The sequence below is a fragment of the Escherichia sp. WS1265 genome, assembly GCF_046487585.1.
GTDB lineage: Bacteria > Pseudomonadota > Gammaproteobacteria > Enterobacterales > Enterobacteriaceae > Escherichia > Escherichia coli.
Genome location: NZ_JBJQJE010000004.1, coordinates 201,583 through 219,691 on the forward strand (window position 1 = coordinate 201,583; position 18,109 = coordinate 219,691).

The 18,109-nt window shown below is 49.0% G+C and carries 19 protein-coding genes; 9 read left to right on the top strand and 10 right to left on the bottom strand.

Annotation, left to right across the window (positions count from 1 at the left end; all coding sequences use genetic code 11):
• Window positions 1-303 precede the first annotated feature (303 nt).
• Genes minE through minC form a run of 3 tightly spaced genes read right to left on the bottom strand, consistent with a single transcriptional unit; the run spans window position 304 to window position 2,105 of the window.
• Window positions 304-570 (bottom strand): cell division topological specificity factor MinE, encoded by a 267-nt coding sequence (minE, locus tag ACJHX3_RS06230; protein ID WP_001185665.1) that lies wholly within the window; start codon window positions 568-570, stop codon window positions 304-306.
• Between the two features lie 3 nt (window positions 571-573).
• Window positions 574-1,386, bottom strand: a complete 813-nt coding sequence (minD, locus tag ACJHX3_RS06235) for a septum site-determining protein MinD (protein ID WP_000101055.1) — start codon at window positions 1,384-1,386, stop codon at window positions 574-576.
• A gap of 23 nt (window positions 1,387-1,409) precedes the next feature.
• Window positions 1,410-2,105: a septum site-determining protein MinC gene (minC, locus tag ACJHX3_RS06240; protein ID WP_000072536.1), complete on the bottom strand. Its 696-nt coding sequence runs from the start codon at window positions 2,103-2,105 to the stop codon at window positions 1,410-1,412.
• A 519-nt stretch (window positions 2,106-2,624) separates the two neighbouring features.
• Between minC and ACJHX3_RS06245 the strand changes: the two genes are divergently transcribed.
• Window positions 2,625-2,993, top strand: a complete 369-nt coding sequence (locus ACJHX3_RS06245) for a YcgJ family protein (RefSeq protein ID WP_001056841.1) — start codon at window positions 2,625-2,627, stop codon at window positions 2,991-2,993.
• A 119-nt stretch (window positions 2,994-3,112) separates the two neighbouring features.
• Here ACJHX3_RS06245 and pliG read toward each other — a convergent pair whose 3' ends face one another.
• Window positions 3,113-3,514 (bottom strand): g-type lysoyme inhibitor PliG, encoded by a 402-nt coding sequence (pliG, locus tag ACJHX3_RS06250; RefSeq protein WP_000693755.1) that lies wholly within the window; start codon window positions 3,512-3,514, stop codon window positions 3,113-3,115.
• A 240-nt stretch (window positions 3,515-3,754) separates the two neighbouring features.
• Here pliG and ACJHX3_RS06255 point away from each other — a divergent pair, with 240 nt between their 5' ends.
• The 3 genes from ACJHX3_RS06255 (at window position 3,755) to ACJHX3_RS06265 (ending at window position 5,317) form a co-directional block, all read left to right on the top strand.
• A complete protein-coding gene (locus ACJHX3_RS06255; protein ID WP_001295992.1) occupies window positions 3,755-4,048 on the top strand; it encodes a YcgL domain-containing protein in 294 nt (97 codons plus the stop codon).
• Between the two features lie 71 nt (window positions 4,049-4,119).
• On the top strand, window positions 4,120-4,779 hold the full coding sequence (locus ACJHX3_RS06260) for a fumarylacetoacetate hydrolase family protein (RefSeq protein ID WP_000284277.1): 660 nt from the start codon (window positions 4,120-4,122) through the stop codon (window positions 4,777-4,779).
• Window positions 4,780-4,870: 91 nt separating this feature from the next.
• Window positions 4,871-5,317 carry a YcgN family cysteine cluster protein gene (locus ACJHX3_RS06265; RefSeq protein WP_001306825.1) on the top strand — a complete coding sequence of 149 codons (447 nt, stop codon included), beginning with the start codon at window positions 4,871-4,873 and terminating at the stop codon, window positions 5,315-5,317.
• A 206-nt stretch (window positions 5,318-5,523) separates the two neighbouring features.
• Here the strand turns inward: ACJHX3_RS06265 and hlyE are convergent, their stop codons facing one another.
• Complete coding sequence (gene hlyE / locus ACJHX3_RS06270) at window positions 5,524-6,435, bottom strand: hemolysin HlyE (RefSeq protein ID WP_094321969.1); 912 nt, start codon at window positions 6,433-6,435, stop codon at window positions 5,524-5,526.
• Window positions 6,436-6,806: 371 nt separating this feature from the next.
• Between hlyE and ACJHX3_RS06275 the strand changes: the two genes are divergently transcribed.
• Together ACJHX3_RS06275 and umuC are read left to right on the top strand one after the other, a co-directional pair.
• Window positions 6,807-7,226, top strand: coding sequence for a translesion error-prone DNA polymerase V autoproteolytic subunit (locus ACJHX3_RS06275; protein ID WP_000897378.1), 420 nt, complete (start codon window positions 6,807-6,809; stop codon window positions 7,224-7,226).
• A complete protein-coding gene (gene umuC, locus ACJHX3_RS06280; protein WP_000457602.1) occupies window positions 7,226-8,494 on the top strand; it encodes a DNA polymerase V catalytic protein in 1,269 nt (422 codons plus the stop codon). Before ACJHX3_RS06275 ends, umuC begins: the two co-directional genes overlap by 1 nt.
• Window positions 8,495-8,539: 45 nt before the next feature.
• Here the strand turns inward: umuC and dsbB are convergent, their stop codons facing one another.
• Together dsbB and nhaB are read right to left on the bottom strand one after the other, a co-directional pair.
• Window positions 8,540-9,070: a disulfide bond formation protein DsbB gene (dsbB, locus tag ACJHX3_RS06285; protein WP_000943459.1), complete on the bottom strand. Its 531-nt coding sequence runs from the start codon at window positions 9,068-9,070 to the stop codon at window positions 8,540-8,542.
• 145 nt (window positions 9,071-9,215) lie between these two features.
• A complete protein-coding gene (gene nhaB, locus ACJHX3_RS06290) occupies window positions 9,216-10,757 on the bottom strand; it encodes a Na(+)/H(+) antiporter NhaB (RefSeq protein WP_000406391.1) in 1,542 nt (513 codons plus the stop codon).
• 221 nt (window positions 10,758-10,978) lie between these two features.
• Between nhaB and fadR the strand changes: the two genes are divergently transcribed.
• A complete protein-coding gene (gene fadR / locus ACJHX3_RS06295; RefSeq protein ID WP_000234823.1) occupies window positions 10,979-11,698 on the top strand; it encodes a fatty acid metabolism transcriptional regulator FadR in 720 nt (239 codons plus the stop codon).
• 49 nt (window positions 11,699-11,747) lie between these two features.
• Here fadR and ACJHX3_RS06300 read toward each other — a convergent pair whose 3' ends face one another.
• Window positions 11,748-13,280 (bottom strand): SpoVR family protein, encoded by a 1,533-nt coding sequence (locus ACJHX3_RS06300; protein ID WP_094308252.1) that lies wholly within the window; start codon window positions 13,278-13,280, stop codon window positions 11,748-11,750.
• 329 nt (window positions 13,281-13,609) lie between these two features.
• Here ACJHX3_RS06300 and dadA point away from each other — a divergent pair, with 329 nt between their 5' ends.
• Together dadA and dadX are read left to right on the top strand one after the other, a co-directional pair.
• Window positions 13,610-14,908 (top strand): D-amino acid dehydrogenase, encoded by a 1,299-nt coding sequence (gene dadA, locus ACJHX3_RS06305; protein ID WP_001266908.1) that lies wholly within the window; start codon window positions 13,610-13,612, stop codon window positions 14,906-14,908.
• Window positions 14,909-14,917: 9 nt separating this feature from the next.
• Window positions 14,918-15,988: a catabolic alanine racemase DadX gene (gene dadX, locus ACJHX3_RS06310; protein ID WP_000197835.1), complete on the top strand. Its 1,071-nt coding sequence runs from the start codon at window positions 14,918-14,920 to the stop codon at window positions 15,986-15,988.
• A 167-nt stretch (window positions 15,989-16,155) separates the two neighbouring features.
• Here the strand turns inward: dadX and ACJHX3_RS06315 are convergent, their stop codons facing one another.
• Both ACJHX3_RS06315 and ACJHX3_RS06320 read right to left on the bottom strand, forming a co-directional pair.
• The gene (locus ACJHX3_RS06315; protein ID WP_094321741.1) at window positions 16,156-17,595 is read right to left on the bottom strand and encodes a hypothetical protein; all 1,440 of its coding nucleotides are present in this window, start codon (window positions 17,593-17,595) and stop codon (window positions 16,156-16,158) included.
• 302 nt (window positions 17,596-17,897) lie between these two features.
• Window positions 17,898-18,095, bottom strand: a complete 198-nt coding sequence (locus tag ACJHX3_RS06320; protein ID WP_001389602.1) for a hypothetical protein — start codon at window positions 18,093-18,095, stop codon at window positions 17,898-17,900.
• Window positions 18,096-18,109 lie beyond the last annotated feature (14 nt).

Below are 18,109 nucleotides of genomic sequence, written 5' to 3' on the forward strand. Positions count from 1 at the left end.
TCTGCGGCAAAAAAAGCCCGCCAGTTACGGCGGGAAACCTCATCCTATGGGAGAACAATGAATAATGAAATTGCGGGGTTATCATCACCCAGTATACCCATACTAACAATAAGGTTATTTACTCAGCCAGGTACAAACAATTTGTTCTGTGTGGGGGGAACGGCATTAAGGTGTAAAGGGGGGGAAGCAATGAGTAGCATCAGCAAGAATACTCGCCGCTCTTATCAAACGTGGATGAGGGGGATGAAAAACGCAAGGCAGAGATGACTCTGCCTTGAAGAGAAATGCGCTTTTACAGCGGGCCTATTTCAGCTCTTCTGCTTCCGGCAAGGTCACGTTCAGCTCAAGAATAGAAATATCGCCATCTTTTTGCTCAAGCTGTACGGTTACCATCTCAGGATCAATTTGTACGTATTTACAAATGACCTCAAGAATATCTTTACGCAACTGCGGCAGATAATGCGGTTCTGCATCGCTGCGACGGCGTTCAGCAACAATAATCTGCAGCCGTTCTTTTGCAATGTTGGCCGTGTTTTTCTTCCGCGAGAGAAAGAAATCGAGTAATGCCATAACTTATCCTCCGAACAAGCGTTTGAGGAAGCCTTTCTTCTCTTCTTCAATGAAGCGGAAAGGACGTTCTTCTCCCAACAGACGTTCTACGGTATCTGCGTAGGCTTTACCCGCATCGGCGTTAATGTCGAGAATGACCGGTTCACCCTGGTTAGAGGCGCGCAATACTGATTGATCCTCTGGGATCACGCCGACGAGTTTGATGCGCAGGATCTCCAGCACATCTTCCATGCTCAGCATGTCACCTCTGCTTACGCGGCCTGGGTTATAGCGCGTTAACAGCAGGTGCTCTTTAATAGGCTCTTCGCCATTTTCTGCGCGGCGTGATTTCGACGCCAGAATGCCTAAAATACGGTCAGAGTCGCGTACTGAGGAGACTTCCGGGTTGGTGGTAATAATGGCTTCGTCTGCAAAATAGAGTGCCATTAGCGCACCGGTCTCAATCCCTGCCGGGGAGTCGCAAACAATAAATTCAAAGTCCATCGCTTTCAGATCATCAAGAACTTTGGCGACCCCTTCACGGGTGAGGGCATCTTTATCGCGAGTTTGCGATGCCGGAAGAATATAGAGATTTTCAGTACGCTTATCTTTAATTAACGCCTGATTTAGCGTTGCATCGCCCTGAATGACGTTGACGAAATCGTAAACGACCCGACGTTCACAACCCATAATCAGGTCGAGATTACGCAGGCCGATATCAAAATCTATCACGACAGTTTTCTTTCCCTTCTGGGCCAAACCAGTGGCGATGGCCGCGCTGGAGGTTGTCTTACCAACACCCCCTTTGCCCGAAGTAACAACAATAATGCGTGCCATAGAAATTCCTTGTTAAAAAGGGATCAATTTAACGGTTGAACGGTCAAAGCGTTTTCGACTAACTGCAGTCGCGCCGCTTTGCCATAAAATTCTGCTGGGATTTGATCACTCAGCCAGTATTCACCTGCGATGGACACCAATTCCGCCATCAGGTTCGTACAAAATATTTGCGTTTCCCGGTCACCACTTGCCCCTGCCAGCGCACGACCGCGCATCATGCCATAGACATGAATGTTCCCATCGGCAATCAATTCGGCCCCAGCGCTAACGTGGCTTGTAACAATCAGATCACATTGTGGAGCATAAATACGCTGACCGGAACGCACCGGGGTATCTATTAAACGCGTTTTTGTGACCGGCGTTGTATTTTGCGCTGGAGCCTGCGGTGCGGGAGCTGGACGCGGCGCTTTTTCCTTTCCTTCCGTCAGGATAGGCAGCCCCATTTTTTCAATTTCGGCTTTAAGTTGCGCATCTTTGCAGCCACTTACGCCAATAACCCGCAAACCGGTTGCCGAAACCGCCTTATGCATCGCTGACCAGTTTACCGGGTCTTCCAGTGCACTGACGTTGAGTACAACGGGGGCATGTTTTAAAAATGCGGGGGCCTGAGCGATTTTGTCTTCCAGCGCCTGATGGATAACCTTAGGTTCTGCCTCATGCAGATGAACCACAGATAAAGTGAAGCTACTGCCTTTAAGCTCGATTGGCGTGTTTGACATCCTGGCCTTACTCAATTAGCTATTAATCATCGCCAGCGCGCGATGATGTTCCGAAGACTATAAGGCATGTTATAGTCTGGATTATATTGAGGCAAGTCACCCTCCCATTTATTCAGAGTAAAAGTCTATTCTGTGATAAATGGCGCTGATTCATAGCTTAAAAAATACCCTTGTCAATCAACCCATTGCCGTCGTACTTTTGATTGTTCTTATTTACGCTTCCTTTTTCCGCACCCTAATCGTGACAGCATCTTCAGAACTGTTTAAATATCCAGTGTTGAGGCGAGTGTATTTTTTCACCACGCCAGGCTTTCTTAACTTTCCATTTTTTGCGGCATCATTAAAGAACAGATACCCGTTATCTTAATATCCGCCACAGAATTGCTCTATCATAGAAACCGCAGAAGACGTCTGATACTTCTGTCAGGTCATCGTAACTCGTCCAGGTCAGCGGTTTTGATTACGGATTGATGATGAAATGAGCATAAGTGTTGTACGGTTGGATTATCAGGATGTGCTATGAATATGATGCGTATTTTTTATATCGGATTGTCAGGTGTGGGGATGATGTTCTCATCAATGGCGTCTGGAAATGACGCTGGCGGACTTCAATCTCCGGCGTGCGGCGTTGTTTGCGACCCGTATATTTGTGTGAACTCAGATGGCATTTCCCCAGAGTTAACAAGGAAATATCTCGGCGAAAAAGCCGCTGAAAACTTACAATCATTACAAGGCTACGATCCCAGCGAATTTACATTCGCTAACGGTGTATTTTGCGATGTTAAAGAAAAATTATGTCGTGATGATCGTTATTTTGGTGTGGATGGTAATCGGAGTGGAAAAATCAATCAAACCACCACAAAGATGTTATTTATGTGTCGTGAGTGATGCCTTGTTTACATTATGTTCTATTCGGCATTGTCTGCTATTCGTCATTAACCTCTTGAGCGACAGAGAGGAGTGGGGCGTTAACGTTTATGACGGGGAGAGTCCCCGTCGGTTGACATTTACTTAATTTGAATATCGACGTTATATTTTTTGGTTTTGTTTTTACGGGCGTCGTTTCGGGTTTGCAGCACTCGCAGCTCATATTTGCCAGAAGCAGGGAGTGAGTATTGTCCGTGACTATCGAGTTCTGGGGAATATCTGGATAAATCAACAGAATCATCGATTCCTGGCCCGAAGAGGTAAGTATCAGCGCCTTCATTAGAGATACTCACATGCACTTTCTGACCTTTTTTGGCATAGAAGGTATATGTATCGTAATCGTATCCCTTTATTTCGCCGGAGTACTGAGCGCTGCTATGGCCTTTTCTGAACTCAACATTGACATTCTTACCCGCAGCAAAGCTCGTGGAGGTTAGCAGTGCAAGCAATAATACAGCCTTACTGATGCCCTTGATTTTCATAGGTAGTCTCCTGTTCAGAATGAGGATGATGAACTGTTATAATATAACAATTCATCACAGGAGAATTCCAGTGGCTTTCCTGCGTTCGGTTAAATCCCGGCGCGGCATTTTTGCCGGGGGATCACTTATTAAGGGCGCATGGACTGAACAAACCGCAGAAATCTACAGCTGGCTGGCTTGTGGCGCGGGTTTCATTGATGTTAGCTTATGCCAAAACTTGGCATCTTAAAGAGTAAAAGTATGTTTTGTGTGATTTATCGAAGCAGCAAGCGTGACCAGACCTATTTATATGTCGAAAAAAAAGACGATTTTTCGCGTGTACCTGAGGAACTGATGAAAGGTTTTGGTCAGCCTCAGTTAGCGATGATTCTGCCGCTGGATGGGCGGAAGAAACTGGTCAATGCCGATATTGAAAAGGTTAAACAGGCATTAACCGAGCAAGGTTACTATTTGCAGTTACCGCCACCACCCGAAGATTTGCTGAAGCAACATCTTTCCGTCATGGGGCAGAAAACAGACGACACGAACAAATAACCGATATCCGGCGGTGGCATTATCTTTGTCGGCGCGGGTTTTCATATCCACGATAAGGTGAGGGGAACGTTATGTATCAACATCACAACTGGCAAGGTGCGCTGCTGGATTATCCGGTGAGTAAAGTAGTCTGTGTTGGCAGTAACTATGCCAAACATATCAAAGAGATGGGCAGCGCAGTGCCCGAAGAGCCAGTGCTGTTTATTAAACCAGAAACGGCACTGTGCGATCTGCGGCAGCCATTGGCGATCCCATCCGATTTCGGTTCAGTTCATCATGAAGTCGAACTGGCGGTATTGATTGGCGCGACGCTGCGTCAGGCTACGGAAGAGCATGTCCGTAAAGCCATTGCCGGTTACGGCGTGGCGCTCGATCTGACATTGCGTGATGTTCAGGGAAAAATGAAGAAAGCCGGGCAGCCGTGGGAAAAGGCCAAAGCGTTTGATAACTCTTGTCCGCTTTCCGGGTTTATTCCCGCGGCGGAATTCACCGGCGATCCGCAAAATACAACGCTGGGCCTGAGCGTAAACGGCGAACAACGCCAGCAAGGTACGACTGCGGACATGATCCATAAAATCGTTCCGCTGATCGCTTATATGAGCAAGTTCTTTACCCTCAAGGCCGGTGACGTTGTGCTGACAGGCACGCCTGATGGCGTCGGCCCGTTGCAAAGTGGTGATGAGCTGACAGTCACTTTCGATGGGCATTCTTTGACAACTCGCGTTTTGTAATACTTTTTGCCGCCTGAAAGCGGCGGCAAAACTTGCATCGCTGTGCCAGACTGGTTATAAGGTGCGTTTTAACGTAATGGCGGAACACCTGATGAGCGATGTACCTTTCTGGCAAAGTAAAACCCTGGACGAAATGAGCGATGCGGAATGGGAGTCGTTGTGTGATGGTTGCGGTCAGTGTTGCCTGCATAAACTGATGGATGAAGACACCGACGAAATCTACTTCACTAACGTCGCCTGTCGCCAGCTCAATATTAAAACCTGTCAATGTCGGAACTACGAACGTCGTTTCGAGTTTGAACCTGACTGCATTAAATTAACCCGTGAAAATCTGCCAACATTCGAATGGCTGCCAATGACCTGCGCTTATCGCTTGCTGGCGGAAGGTAAAGATTTACCTGCGTGGCATCCGCTGCTTACTGGTTCGAAAGCGGCAATGCATGGCGAACGTATCTCTGTGCGTCATATCGCAGTGAAAGAATCAGAAGTGATTGACTGGCAGGATCATATCTTAAATAAACCTGACTGGGCGCAGTGATAAATTTAATAGATGTTGATGGGGGCTTTCTTAATATACGTCTGGATGCTCGCCATTTCGTAGCCCTGTTTTTGAAAGCGCTCTGTCATAATGAGAGTTACCCGATACCTTATTATCAGCAGGTAACTCTCAATCTTTAAAAAACGGCTGTATTTTTAAATGTGATAAACTTTATACCTTGAGTACATGGAGAGAATAATCGCTTATCAGACTTCAGGTACCTCAAAGAGTGTCTTCTTACCGTGTCTTTTCTGATACTCATTACAGGTGTTAATCATTTTTTTTGCCGCTTCTTTTAGCAAAGAAAGCATTAAATCATCATAATCAACGTAGAATCTGGTTGTTTCAGTTTCCGTTTTTATCTCCCCGATGGCGGCTATTTCGGTGGTTAATTTCAATTTGGCGGCATCGATATCTTTATTCGCTTGTTTAACCGTGTTAGACAGGGTGGTAAAGAAACTCTGCACAGATTTTAACTTGTTCTTCAATTCTGGAATCAGTTTCCCTTCAACTACGCCCGCAGCAATAGAATAGGAAATGATTAATCCAAATGGACCGGCGACGACACCGGCTGCGGCACCGGCATACGCTTCCTTCCTGATTTTATCTACCTGTGACTGGAAATAGCTGCTTTTTTCTGAAAAATCATTGGTTAACTGGCTATCTAACGCCAGCAGTTTCCCGGAAGCGTTGTTGAAACTTTGTGAGCTTACCAGCAGGGATTTTTGCGCTTCATTCAGCTTCGTGATGCCGTCATCCAGTACCTTAATGAGAATGTCTTTCTGGGCGGATGCTTTCTTCTCATTGTACTCATCAAATAGCAAAATATACGCTGCGAGCAATTGCGTCGCAACACCACACCATTCATACACCGTTTGGGTTGCTTCAAAATACTTATCCTGGCTATCCATAAGTAAGGTTTTAATATCGCCAACTAAAACGGAGGCTGCCTGTGAATACTCCTGTTTAAAGCGACTTAACTCTTTTATGGTTTCATCGAAGGTCTGCCAGGTGATGACCTGATCGAGATATTTATTATAAAGGTATAATGCTCCATCTGCGGTTTCGATTGCGTTTTTAACTACCTCTACCGTTTTATCTGCAACGATTTCAGTCATAATCATTCGCCTCTTTAAATATATAAATTGTAATGAAACTCCTGTTTTACAACTATTAATGAATTTTACTTCATCTAATTCATAGTTAGCCGGGCGAGATGCGTCAATGTCTTTATTTCTATTAATATGATAAATATCAAACAATGTTTAATGTCATTATGGCGAATGCTTCTATTCTATTTTTTAGCCAGGTGATATTTTTCATTTCTGCTGGATGAGCGTCGTCGCCAGAAGGCGCGTGAGCACAGGATAAGAGAACGAAAAATCAGCAGTCTATGCAGCGACAAATATTGATAGCCTGAATCAGTATTGATCTGCTGGCAAGAACAGACTACTGTATATAAAAACAGTATAACTTCAGGCAGATTATTATGTTGTTTATCAAGCCTGCGGATCTCCGCGAAATTGTGACTTTTCCGCTATTTAGCGATCTTGTTCAGTGTGGCTTTCCTTCACCGGCCGCAGATTACGTTGAACAGCGCATCGATCTGAATCAACTGTTGATCCAGCATCCCAGCGCGACTTACTTCGTCAAAGCAAGTGGTGATTCTATGATTGACGGTGGGATTAGTGACGGTGATTTACTGATTGTCGATAGCGCTATTACCGCCAGCCATGGTGATATTGTCATCGCTGCTGTTGACGGCGAGTTTACGGTGAAAAAATTGCAACTACGCCCGACAGTGCAGCTTATTCCCATGAACAGTGCATATTCACCCATTACCATCAGTAGCGAAGATACGCTGGATGTCTTTGGTGTGGTGATCCACGTCGTTAAGGCGATGCGCTGATGTTTGCCCTCTGTGATGTAAACGCGTTTTATGCCAGCTGTGAGACGGTGTTTCGCCCTGATTTATGGGGTAAACCGGTGGTTGTGCTATCGAATAATGACGGTTGCGTTATCGCCCGAAACGCTGAGGCAAAGGCGTTGGGCGTTAAAATGGGCGATCCCTGGTTCAAACAAAAAGATCTGTTTCGCCGCTGTGGCGTGGTTTGCTTTAGCAGTAACTATGAGCTTTACGCCGATATGAGCAATCGGGTGATGTCGACGCTGGAAGAGTTATCGCCCCGCGTCGAGATTTACAGCATTGATGAGGCATTCTGCGATCTGACCGGTGTGCGTAATTGTCGCGATCTGACTGATTTTGGCAGAGAAATTCGCGCAAAGGTGCTACAACGTACCCATCTTACTGTTGGCGTGGGGATCGCCCAGACCAAAACGCTGGCTAAGCTTGCCAATCATGCGGCAAAAAAATGGCAGCGGCAGACGGGTGGGGTGGTGGATTTATCAAATCTGGAACGCCAGCGTAAATTAATGTCTGCTCTCCCCGTGGATGAAGTCTGGGGGATTGGACGGCGGATCAGCAAAAAACTGGACGCGATGGGGATCAAAACCGTTCTCGATTTGGCGGATACAGATATCCGGTTTATCCGTAAACATTTTAATGTCGTGCTCGAAAGAACGGTGCGTGAACTGCGCGGTGAACCCTGTTTGCAACTGGAAGAGTTTGCACCGACAAAGCAGGAAATTATCTGTTCCCGTTCGTTTGGTGAACGCATCACGGATTATACGTCGATGCGGCAGGCCATTTGTAGTTACGCTGCCCGGGCGGCGGAAAAACTTCGCAGTGAGCATCAATATTGTCGGTTTATTTCCACGTTTATTAAGACGTCACCATTTGCGCTCAATGAACCTTATTACGGCAATAGCGCGTCGGTAAAACTGCTGACGCCCACTCAGGACAGCAGGGATATCATTAACGCCGCTACGCGATCTCTGGATGCCATCTGGCAAGCGGGCCATCGCTACCAAAAAGCGGGCGTGATGCTGGGAGATTTCTTCAGTCAGGGAGTCGCGCAGCTCAATTTATTCGATGACAACGCACCGCGCCCCGGGAGTGAGCAATTGATGGCGGTAATGGATACGCTAAATGCTAAAGAGGGCAGAGGAACACTCTATTTTGCCGGGCAGGGGATCCAGCAACAATGGCAGATGAAGCGTGCCATGCTTTCACCACGTTATACAACGCGAAGTTCTGATTTACTGCGGGTCAAATAAACATAGCGGCAGGAAAAAAGCGCTCCCGCAGGAGCGCTGAATGGATTAGCGACCGAACAGGTCACGTTTTTTCGCTTTAAACGGCTGGGAAATCACCACTAGCACCGCGACAATCAGGTAAGCGATAAAAATACCGAGCAACCACTGCGGCATTTCCAGACCTAAAAAATCCCACTGACGCTCGGCGCAATCGCCAGAGGCGACAAACACTTGCGGCACCCATTTATCCAGCGGCAGCCATTCCGGGAAACGAACCATAAAATCACAGGTCGCAAACGGCGAAGGATAGAGCTGAAGCATGGTGTGCTCGTAAGTTAACTGCACACCGCGGAACGCACTATACAACCAGATAACCATCGCTACATAACGCAGCGGAGTTTTCGGGGCGATCGCGCCAATCAGCGCAGCACCCAGAACGCCGAATAATGCGCAGCGTTCATAAATACAGAGCACGCAAGGTTTCAGTAACATCACATGCTGGAACCACAGTGCCGTCAGTTCCAGTGCCAGAGCGGTAAACGCCATCAACAGCCACGCGCCCCGGCCTTGTGAACATTGGTTCAAAAATCGCAACATAATCATTTCCCTGCAATATGCATAGAGTGCGCAGTTTAAACCAATTCATTCGCTGCGCCACCAGGAGGCAGCAAAAATAGGACGCAATTGGACAATTATCGGGCGAAAAGGCAAACCGGGCATTTATATGCCCGGTAAGTTGTTATCAAAGCGTTGCTATCCAGCCCATTTGCATAAACCATTCGGTTACAGGGGCAAGCGTAAACTCGACGCAAAGTAGTCCGACGAGTGTCAGGACGAGGGTGTAAGGCAGGGCCATCCACACCATGCGCCCATAAGAGAGGCGAATCAATGGCGCGAGTGCAGAGGTCAGCAGGAACAGGAACGCAGCCTGACCGTTCGGCGTAGCGACGGAGGGCAGATTGGTACCGGTATTAATGGCGACCGCCAGCAGCTCGTATTGCTTCAACGTGATAGCGCCACTTTCCATTGCCGCTTTCGCTTCGTTGATATAAATCGTCCCCACGAAGACGTTATCCGAAATGGATGACAGCAGACCGTTGAAAATATAGAACAGCGACAGCTGAGCATGTTCCGATGCCTGCAACACAAACTGAATAATCGGCGAAAACAGTTGTTGGTCGATAATCACCGCGACTACCGAGAAAAACACCGTCAACAGTGCGGTGAATGGCAGAGATTCGGTGAAGGCTTTACCGATAGCATGTTCATCGGTGACACCGGTCAATGATGTCGCCAGAATAATGACCGACAAACCAATCAAGCCAACCTCCGCCAGATGCAACGCCAGCGCAGTCACCAGCCAGACGCCAATAATCGCCTGGACAATCAGACGGATTTTATCCTGACGGGTACGCTGGTGGCGGCTTTGATCGTCAAACTGTTGCAACACTTCGCGGACTTTCTCCGGCAGCGTTTCACCATAGCCAAACCAACGCAGCTTCTCTACCAGCAGGCAGGTTAACAGGCCACAAATCAGAACCGGAACGGTCACTGGCGACATGCGCAGGAAGAAATCGCCAAAATGCCAGCCAGCCGCTTTAGCGATGATCAGGTTCTGTGGTTCGCCCACCATGGTCATCACGCCGCCTAATGCGGTGCCGACACCGGCATGCATCATCAGGCTACGCAGAAAGCCACGGAACTGTTCCAGAACCACTTTGTAATGCTTGTCGATATGACTATCGTCTTGCAGGTCGGTATCTTCGGTACGGGAAGAGGCTACGCGGTGATAAATCCCATAAAAACCGACTGCAACGCTGATCACCACCGCCACGACGGTTAAGGCATCGAGGAACGCGGAGAGGAACGCCGCCGCCACGCAAAAAGAGAGCGACAGCAGCATTTTGGAGCGAATGCTTAACAGCAAACGGGTAAATATGAACAGCAATAGCTGTTTCATAAAATAGATACCCGCCACCATAAACATCAGTAACAGCAAGACTTCAAGATTTGCCGCCACCTCTTCACGGACGTGTTCCGCGCTGGTCATGCCGATGAATACCGCTTCGATAGCCAACAGACCACCGGGGAGCAGCGGGTAGCATTTCAGGGCCATCGCCAGAGTGAAAATAAATTCCGCTACCAGCAACCAGCCCGCGACGAAAGGGCTGATGAGGAAAATTAACGGATTTACGATTAAGAAAATGATGAGGGCGAGTTTGTACCAGTCGGGGGACTGGCCCAAAAAATTGCGCCATAGCGCGCGGCCCCAGGAGATCTCCATGATGGTTTCCCTTACCTTACAAATAATCAATGATGTTTTTATGTTTAAACGCAAAGCTTAACGGTCAGGCAGGAGTGAGGCAAGTCTTGATAGTCAAGGGTAAAGAGATGCGGAAAATGAAGCCTTGATCCCTTTTTTCTTCTTTTTGTCTGCTATCAGCGTAGTTAGCCCTCTGGTATGATGAGTCCAACTTTGTTTTGCTGTGTTATGGAAATCTCACTATGGTCATTAAGGCGCAAAGCCCGGCGGGTTTCGCGGAAGAGTACATTATTGAAAGTATCTGGAATAACCGCTTCCCTCCCGGGACTATTTTGCCCGCAGAACGTGAACTTTCAGAATTAATTGGCGTGACGCGTACTACGTTACGTGAAGTGTTACAGCGCCTGGCACGAGATGGCTGGTTGACCATTCAACATGGCAAGCCGACGAAGGTGAATAATTTCTGGGAAACCTCCGGTTTAAATATCCTTGAAACACTGGCGCGACTGGATCACGAAAGTGTGCCGCAGCTTATTGATAATTTGCTGTCGGTGCGTACCAATATTTCAACTATTTTTATTCGCACCGCGTTTCGTCAACATCCCGATAAAGCGCAGGAAGTGCTGGCTACCGCTAATGAAGTGGCCGATCACGCCGATGCCTTTGCCGAGCTGGATTACAACATATTCCGCGGTCTGGCGTTTGCTTCCGGCAACCCGATTTACGGTCTGATCCTTAACGGGATGAAAGGACTGTATACGCGCATTGGTCGTCACTATTTCGCCAATCCGGAAGCGCGCAGTCTGGCGCTGGGCTTCTACCACAAACTGTCGGCGTTGTGCAGTGAAGGCGCGCACGATCAGGTATACGAAACAGTGCGTCGCTATGGGCATGAGAGCGGCGAGATTTGGCACCGGATGCAGAAAAATCTGCCGGGTGATTTAGCCATTCAGGGGCGATAATCCCTTCCGTTTAAAAAGAAACCCCTCAAACGAGGGGTTTTTGTTGTTTTTACAGATTTCCCATTCTCGGCGGGCAACGTTCCAGCAACTCGACGCTGCCGTCTTCGTTTTGCTGTTCCAGCATTACATCAAATCCCCACAGGCGATGCACATGCTTCAGTACTTCTTTGCGCCCCCGATCCAGCGGTGCGCGATTATGTGGAATGTAACGCAGCGTCAGCGAACGGTCGCCGCGCAAATCCACGTTCCAGATCTGAATATTCGGCTCCAGATTACTTAAGTTATATTGCGACGATAGCCGGTTACGGATCTCCCGATAACCTTCTTCATTATGAATAGCGGAAATCTCCAGATAATTATGCCGATCGTCATCCAGCACGGTGAAGAAGCGGAAATCACGCATCACTTTCGGTGACAGGAACTGGCTGATAAAACTCTCATCTTTGAAATCACGCATCGCGAAATGCAGCGTTTCCAGCCAGTCGGAACCGGCGATATCCGGGAACCAGTATTTGTCTTCTTCCGTTGGCGACTGACAAATCCGTTTAATATCCTGGAACATGGCGAACCCGAGGGCATACGGGTTGATGCCGCTGTACCACGGGCTGTTATAGGGCGGCTGGAAGACCACATTGGTGTGGCTGTGCAAAAACTCCAGCATAAAACGTTCCGTTACTTTCCCTTCATCATACAGTTGGTTAAGGATGGTGTAGTGCCAGAAGGTCGCCCAGCCTTCGTTCATCACCTGAGTCTGTTTTTGCGGATAAAAATACTGGCTCACCTTACGCACAATACGCAGAATTTCACGCTGCCATGATTCCAGCAGTGGCGCATTTTTCTCCATAAAATAGAGCAGGTTTTCTTGTGGCTCGGACGGATAGCGGCGCGCTTCAGCAACCGTTTTCTCTTCCTCGCGCTTCGGCAGGGTACGCCAGAGCATATTGACCTGACTTTGCAGATACTCTTCGCGACTTTTCTGCCGGGCTTTCTCTTCTTGCAGCGAGATTTTTTGCGGACGTTTGTAGCGGTCCACGCCGTAGTTCATCAGTGCGTGGCACGAGTCCAGAAGCCGTTCAACTTCATCAACGCCATAACGCTCTTCGCACTCGGTAATATATTTACGGGCGAAAATCAGATAATCGACAATGGAACTGGCGTCGGTCCAGCTACGGAATAAGTAATTGTTTTTGAAAAAAGAGTTATGTCCATAGCAGGCGTGTGCCATCACCAGCGCCTGCATGGTAATGGTGTTTTCTTCCATCAGGTAAGCGATACACGGGTTAGAGTTAATGACGATTTCATAGGCCAGTCCTTGCTGACCGTGCTTATACAGCCGTTCAGTCTCGATAAACTTTTTACCGAATGACCAGTGCGGATAGTTAATTGGCATGCCGACGCTGGAGTAGGCATCCATCATCTGTTCTGAGGTTATCACTTCAATCTGGTGCGGGTAGGTATCCAGCCGATAGAGTTTCGCCACCCGGTCTATCTCTGCCAGATAAACATCCAGCAGGTCGAACGTCCAGTCGGGTCCATCGCTCAAACGTGTGGTGTCCTTATTCATAGAATCGATCGTCGCCATACGCGCACCTCATTGTTGTCGGCGCTCTCTTTGTGGAGCACCTCATTTCAAGCATAGAACACCTGTTAAAAACCGCGTCGCCGGAGAATTTTTTTCTTTGCGATTTCTTATTATCAGAGTGCCACTAATCCGCTTCTGAACGGAATTTTATGCTGGATAAAAAGGCCGTTCAGCAGGAGATACTAAAGACGTCATATTGCCGCAGAGTCAGGGAGATGTGAGCCAGCTCACCATAAAAAAGCCGTATGTTGAATAATATTTTCAACTGAGTTATCAAGATGTAATTAGATTATTATTCTTTTACTGTATCTACCGTTATCGGAGTGGCTATGCGAGTTGTCATACTGGGAAGTGGTGTGGTAGGCGTTGCCAGCGCCTGGTACTTAAATCAGGCAGGACATGAGGTCACCGTCATTGATCGGGAGCCGGGGGCCGCCCTGGAAACCAGTGCCGCGAATGCCGGGCAAATCTCCCCCGGATATGCAGCACCGTGGGCGGCACCAGGTGTGCCTTTAAAAGCGATTAAATGGATGTTCCAGCGCCATGCGCCGCTGGCGGTTCGTCTCGACGGTACGCAGTTCCAGTTGAAATGGATGTGGCAAATGTTACGTAACTGCGACACCAGCCACTACATGGAAAACAAAGGGCGGATGGTGCGTCTGGCGGAATACAGCCGTGATTGCCTGAAAGCATTGCGCGCCGAAACCAATATTCAGTATGAAGGGCGTCAGGGTGGGACGCTGCAACTGTTCCGTACCGAACAACAGTATGAAAATGCGACCCGCGATATCGCCGTGCTGGAAGATGCTGGCGTACCGTATCAACTGCTGGAATCCAGCCGCCTGGCGGAAGTGGAGCCCGCGCTGGCAGAAGTAGCGCACAAACTGACGGGTGGTCTGCAACTGCCCAATGACGAAACCGGAGACTGCCAGCTGTTTACCCAGAATCTGGCGCGGATGGCGGAGCAGGCGGGGGTTAAATTCCGCTTTAATACGCCCGTTGACCAACTGCTTTGCGACGGCGAGCAAATCTACGGCGTGAAGTGTGGCGATGAAGTGATTAAGGCCGATGCATATGTGATGGCATTTGGTTCTTACTCGACGGCGATGCTCAAAGGCATTGTTGATATTCCGGTGTATCCGCTGAAAGGCTACTCGCTGACTATTCCGATTGCGCAGGAAGATGGTGCGCCGGTGTCTACTATCCTTGATGAAACCTACAAAATCGCCATTACCCGTTTCGATAACCGCATTCGTGTTGGCGGAATGGCGGAAATTGTTGGCTTTAACACCGAGCTGTTGCAACCGCGTCGTGAAACGCTGGAGATGGTGGTTCGCGATCTCTATCCACGCGGCGGTCATGTCGAGCAGGCCACATTCTGGACGGGTCTGCGCCCGATGACGCCAGACGGCACGCCGGTTGTCGGGCGTACACGCTTTAAAAATCTGTGGCTGAATACCGGTCACGGCACGCTCGGCTGGACGATGGCTTGCGGTTCCGGTCAGTTGTTAAGCGATCTGCTCTCTGGTCGCACGCCAGCGATTCCGTATGAGGATCTAAGCGTAGCGCGCTACAGCCGTGGATTTACGCCATCACGCCCGGGCCATTTACATGGCGCGCATAGCTAAGGAAACGAGATGACCCGTCCGATACAGGCCAGCCTCGATCTGCAGGCATTAAAACAGAATCTGTCCATTGTCCGCCAGGCCGCGCCGCACGCGCGCGTCTGGTCAGTGGTAAAAGCGAACGCTTACGGGCACGGTATTGAGCGTATCTGGAGCGCGCTCGGGGCCACCGATGGCTTTGCATTACTTAACCTGGAAGAGGCAATAACGTTACGTGAGCGCGGCTGGAAAGGACCGATCCTGATGCTGGAAGGATTTTTCCATGCTCAGGATCTGGAGATTTATGACCAGCACCGCCTGACCACCTGCGTACACAGCAACTGGCAGCTCAAAGCACTGCAAAATGCACGGCTAAAAGCCCCGTTGGATATTTATCTTAAAGTGAACAGTGGGATGAATCGGTTGGGCTTCCAGCCCGATCGCGTGCTTACCGTCTGGCAGCAGTTGCGGGCGATGGCGAATGTTGGCGAAATGACCCTGATGTCGCATTTTGCCGAGGCGGAACATCCTGATGGAATTTCCAGCGCGATGGCGCGTATTGAGCAGGCGGCGGAAGGGCTGGAGTGTCGGCGTTCGTTGTCCAATTCGGCGGCGACTCTGTGGCACCCGGAAGCGCATTTTGACTGGGTTCGGCCTGGCATTATTTTGTATGGCGCTTCGCCGTCCGGTCAGTGGCGTGATATCGCCAATACCGGATTACGTCCGGTGATGACGCTAAACAGTGAGATTATTGGTGTCCAGACGCTAAAAGCGGGCGAGCGTGTGGGCTACGGCGGTCGCTATACTGCGCGCGATGAACAGCGAATCGGCATTGTCGCCGCAGGATACGCCGACGGTTATCCGCGCCATGCGCCTACCGGTACTCCTGTTTTAGTGGACGGCGTGCACACCATGACGGTGGGGACCGTCTCGATGGATATGCTGGCGGTTGATTTAACGCCTTGCCCGCAGGCGGGGATTGGTACGCCGGTTGAGCTGTGGGGCAAGGAGATCAAAATTGATGATGTCGCCGCCGCTGCCGGAACGGTGGGCTATGAGTTGATGTGCGCGCTGGCGTTACGTGTCCCGGTTGTGACAGTGTAACTTGTTGTAAGCCGGATCGGAGGCAGCGTCTTCTGGTTGCGAAAAAATCATCCATCCGGCTGGTCAGCAACTGTAGTTGTTGATGTGACAGAGCCATTTCCCATGATAGTGTCCATTAAAAGGATGGACACTATTTCCCCGGAACCTGAACTCACCGCACAGGCGTTCTACATAAAACGCTTACGTTTCATTGTTGACTCGAACTCGACTTCAGATAAATCACGCTTCACATTTGATGCAGGTTCGGGTTCATGTTCAGAATGTTGATTAACAGGCTGCGAGTCCTGTTTTCTTTCCAGACTCAACAGGCCCAACTGCTGATTCAGGAGTTCCAGGTCCTCCTGTACCTTCACGCGCTCCAGGAGTACCGGGTCATCCAGGAGCTCCAGATCCATAAGGTCATCCAGGTCCTCCAGCTTCTCCAGCTTCTCCAGCTTCATCTGGCCCTCCTTGTGCAAAAAGCCCAAAAGGTCCTTCAGGCCCTGCTGTTTTTTCAGGCCCTCGACGGCTTTGAGCAGCGTCGGTAAATTGTCTTTGTCCCACGGGTTACCATTACAGTCAAACACCTTCAGGCTCTGGGGCTGCGGCACCTGTACCGTTTTAAACTTGTTTTCTCCACAGTAGTAAATTATTAGTTTGGGCGGCAGCCGTGGTGAAGAGATCAAATCGTTACTAGAACAGTCAAATACTTTCAGGCGAGTCAAGTTCTCCAGCATCTCATCAGGTATTGAGTGAATATTGTTGCCAGCACAGGATAGTTTATACAGGTACTGGGGCATCGACGGCGGTAAAAATTGCAAGAAGTTTGCAGAATAGTTAATCACTCTCAGGTTAGTCGACAGCTCAGGCAGCCAGATAATACAGTTGTCATAGCAATTCAGTACCATCAGTTTTGAGGGCTGCACCTTCGGTAACAAGATCAAGACGTTATCTGTACAGTCAAGCACCAGCAGCCACTTTGGCATCACCTTCGGTAACGCGGTCAACACGTTTTTACTGCAATAAAATTCAATCAGATGTGGAGGCAAATTTTCAGGGAGTGAAGTCAATCCAAGGTTGCTAAGATTGAGCATACTCCGTCTTGTAATGAGACATTCCTTCATTCTGCGCAATGCTTCTGCCCGGTTTTCAATCCGGCTTGCTGGCAGGTTTTCTTCCAGGATATTTACCTTGATTTCTTCCAGACTTTCTTTCAGGTCTTCTTGGGGAATTTCTGACTGTTTGTTTTGCTGGTTTTCTTCCAGGATTTCGTACAGGTTTTTTTGCAGGTTTTCTTGCAAACCATCCCGCTCCATAGCCCATTGGCACCATTCGGCGACCATCATGAACTCGTTATGTTGCGGATTCGGATTCAGGCGCTCCAACATGATGATGGTATTGTCTACCATATGTATTTTCACTTCGCCCGCGGTACTGAGGTCAATGATCTGCCGGTGGTCATCACCCCAGCTAAATATTTGCGGGCCGATATACTTCATGTTCCGCAAAATTTCATTCTTGAGTTCCACCGACAGGAAGAGCCGCCCTGGCGGGCGTCGTACGCCTGGGTTAACGGAAGATGGGGAAATGGCGGGGGCGAAGGGGTGGATGTCTTTAAAGCTGGCCATAGTGCTACGTATCCTTGAAATAAATATCCTCTGGCAGCGCCGGAGACGTGAATGTGGTCACCGCAAAGGAGCCACAGGACGTCATTTGCGCTGATATAACGACTCATCGTTGACTTTTTCCCTGGTCAGAAATGCCGTGTCGGGTCTGGTACATGCTGTATTACGGCCCAGGCAGCTCTGACGTAATAAAGAAAATACGAGAGCGAACGACCCGGAAATAATCGTTATTAAGCAAAGGAATAACTATAAGAAATCGCTCATGCATCCGGTGCTACAAGCGGATGAAACGCCTATTGTGTGGGCTATGTCAGCGCGGCAGGTTGCGTGGGGGAATATGTTCGGGCGATGTCAGGCAGGGGCCCCTGATGGTTGACGGGTATACAGATAATATGGGGCAGGTTTTTCTTCACCTGTTGCAGTCGGAAGAAGCCCTTACGCTGACTTTCTTGAGCCGGTGTTTTGAATTTATTAGCCAGAGCCTGCAATGGTTTGTCATCCATAATTTAACCCTCTT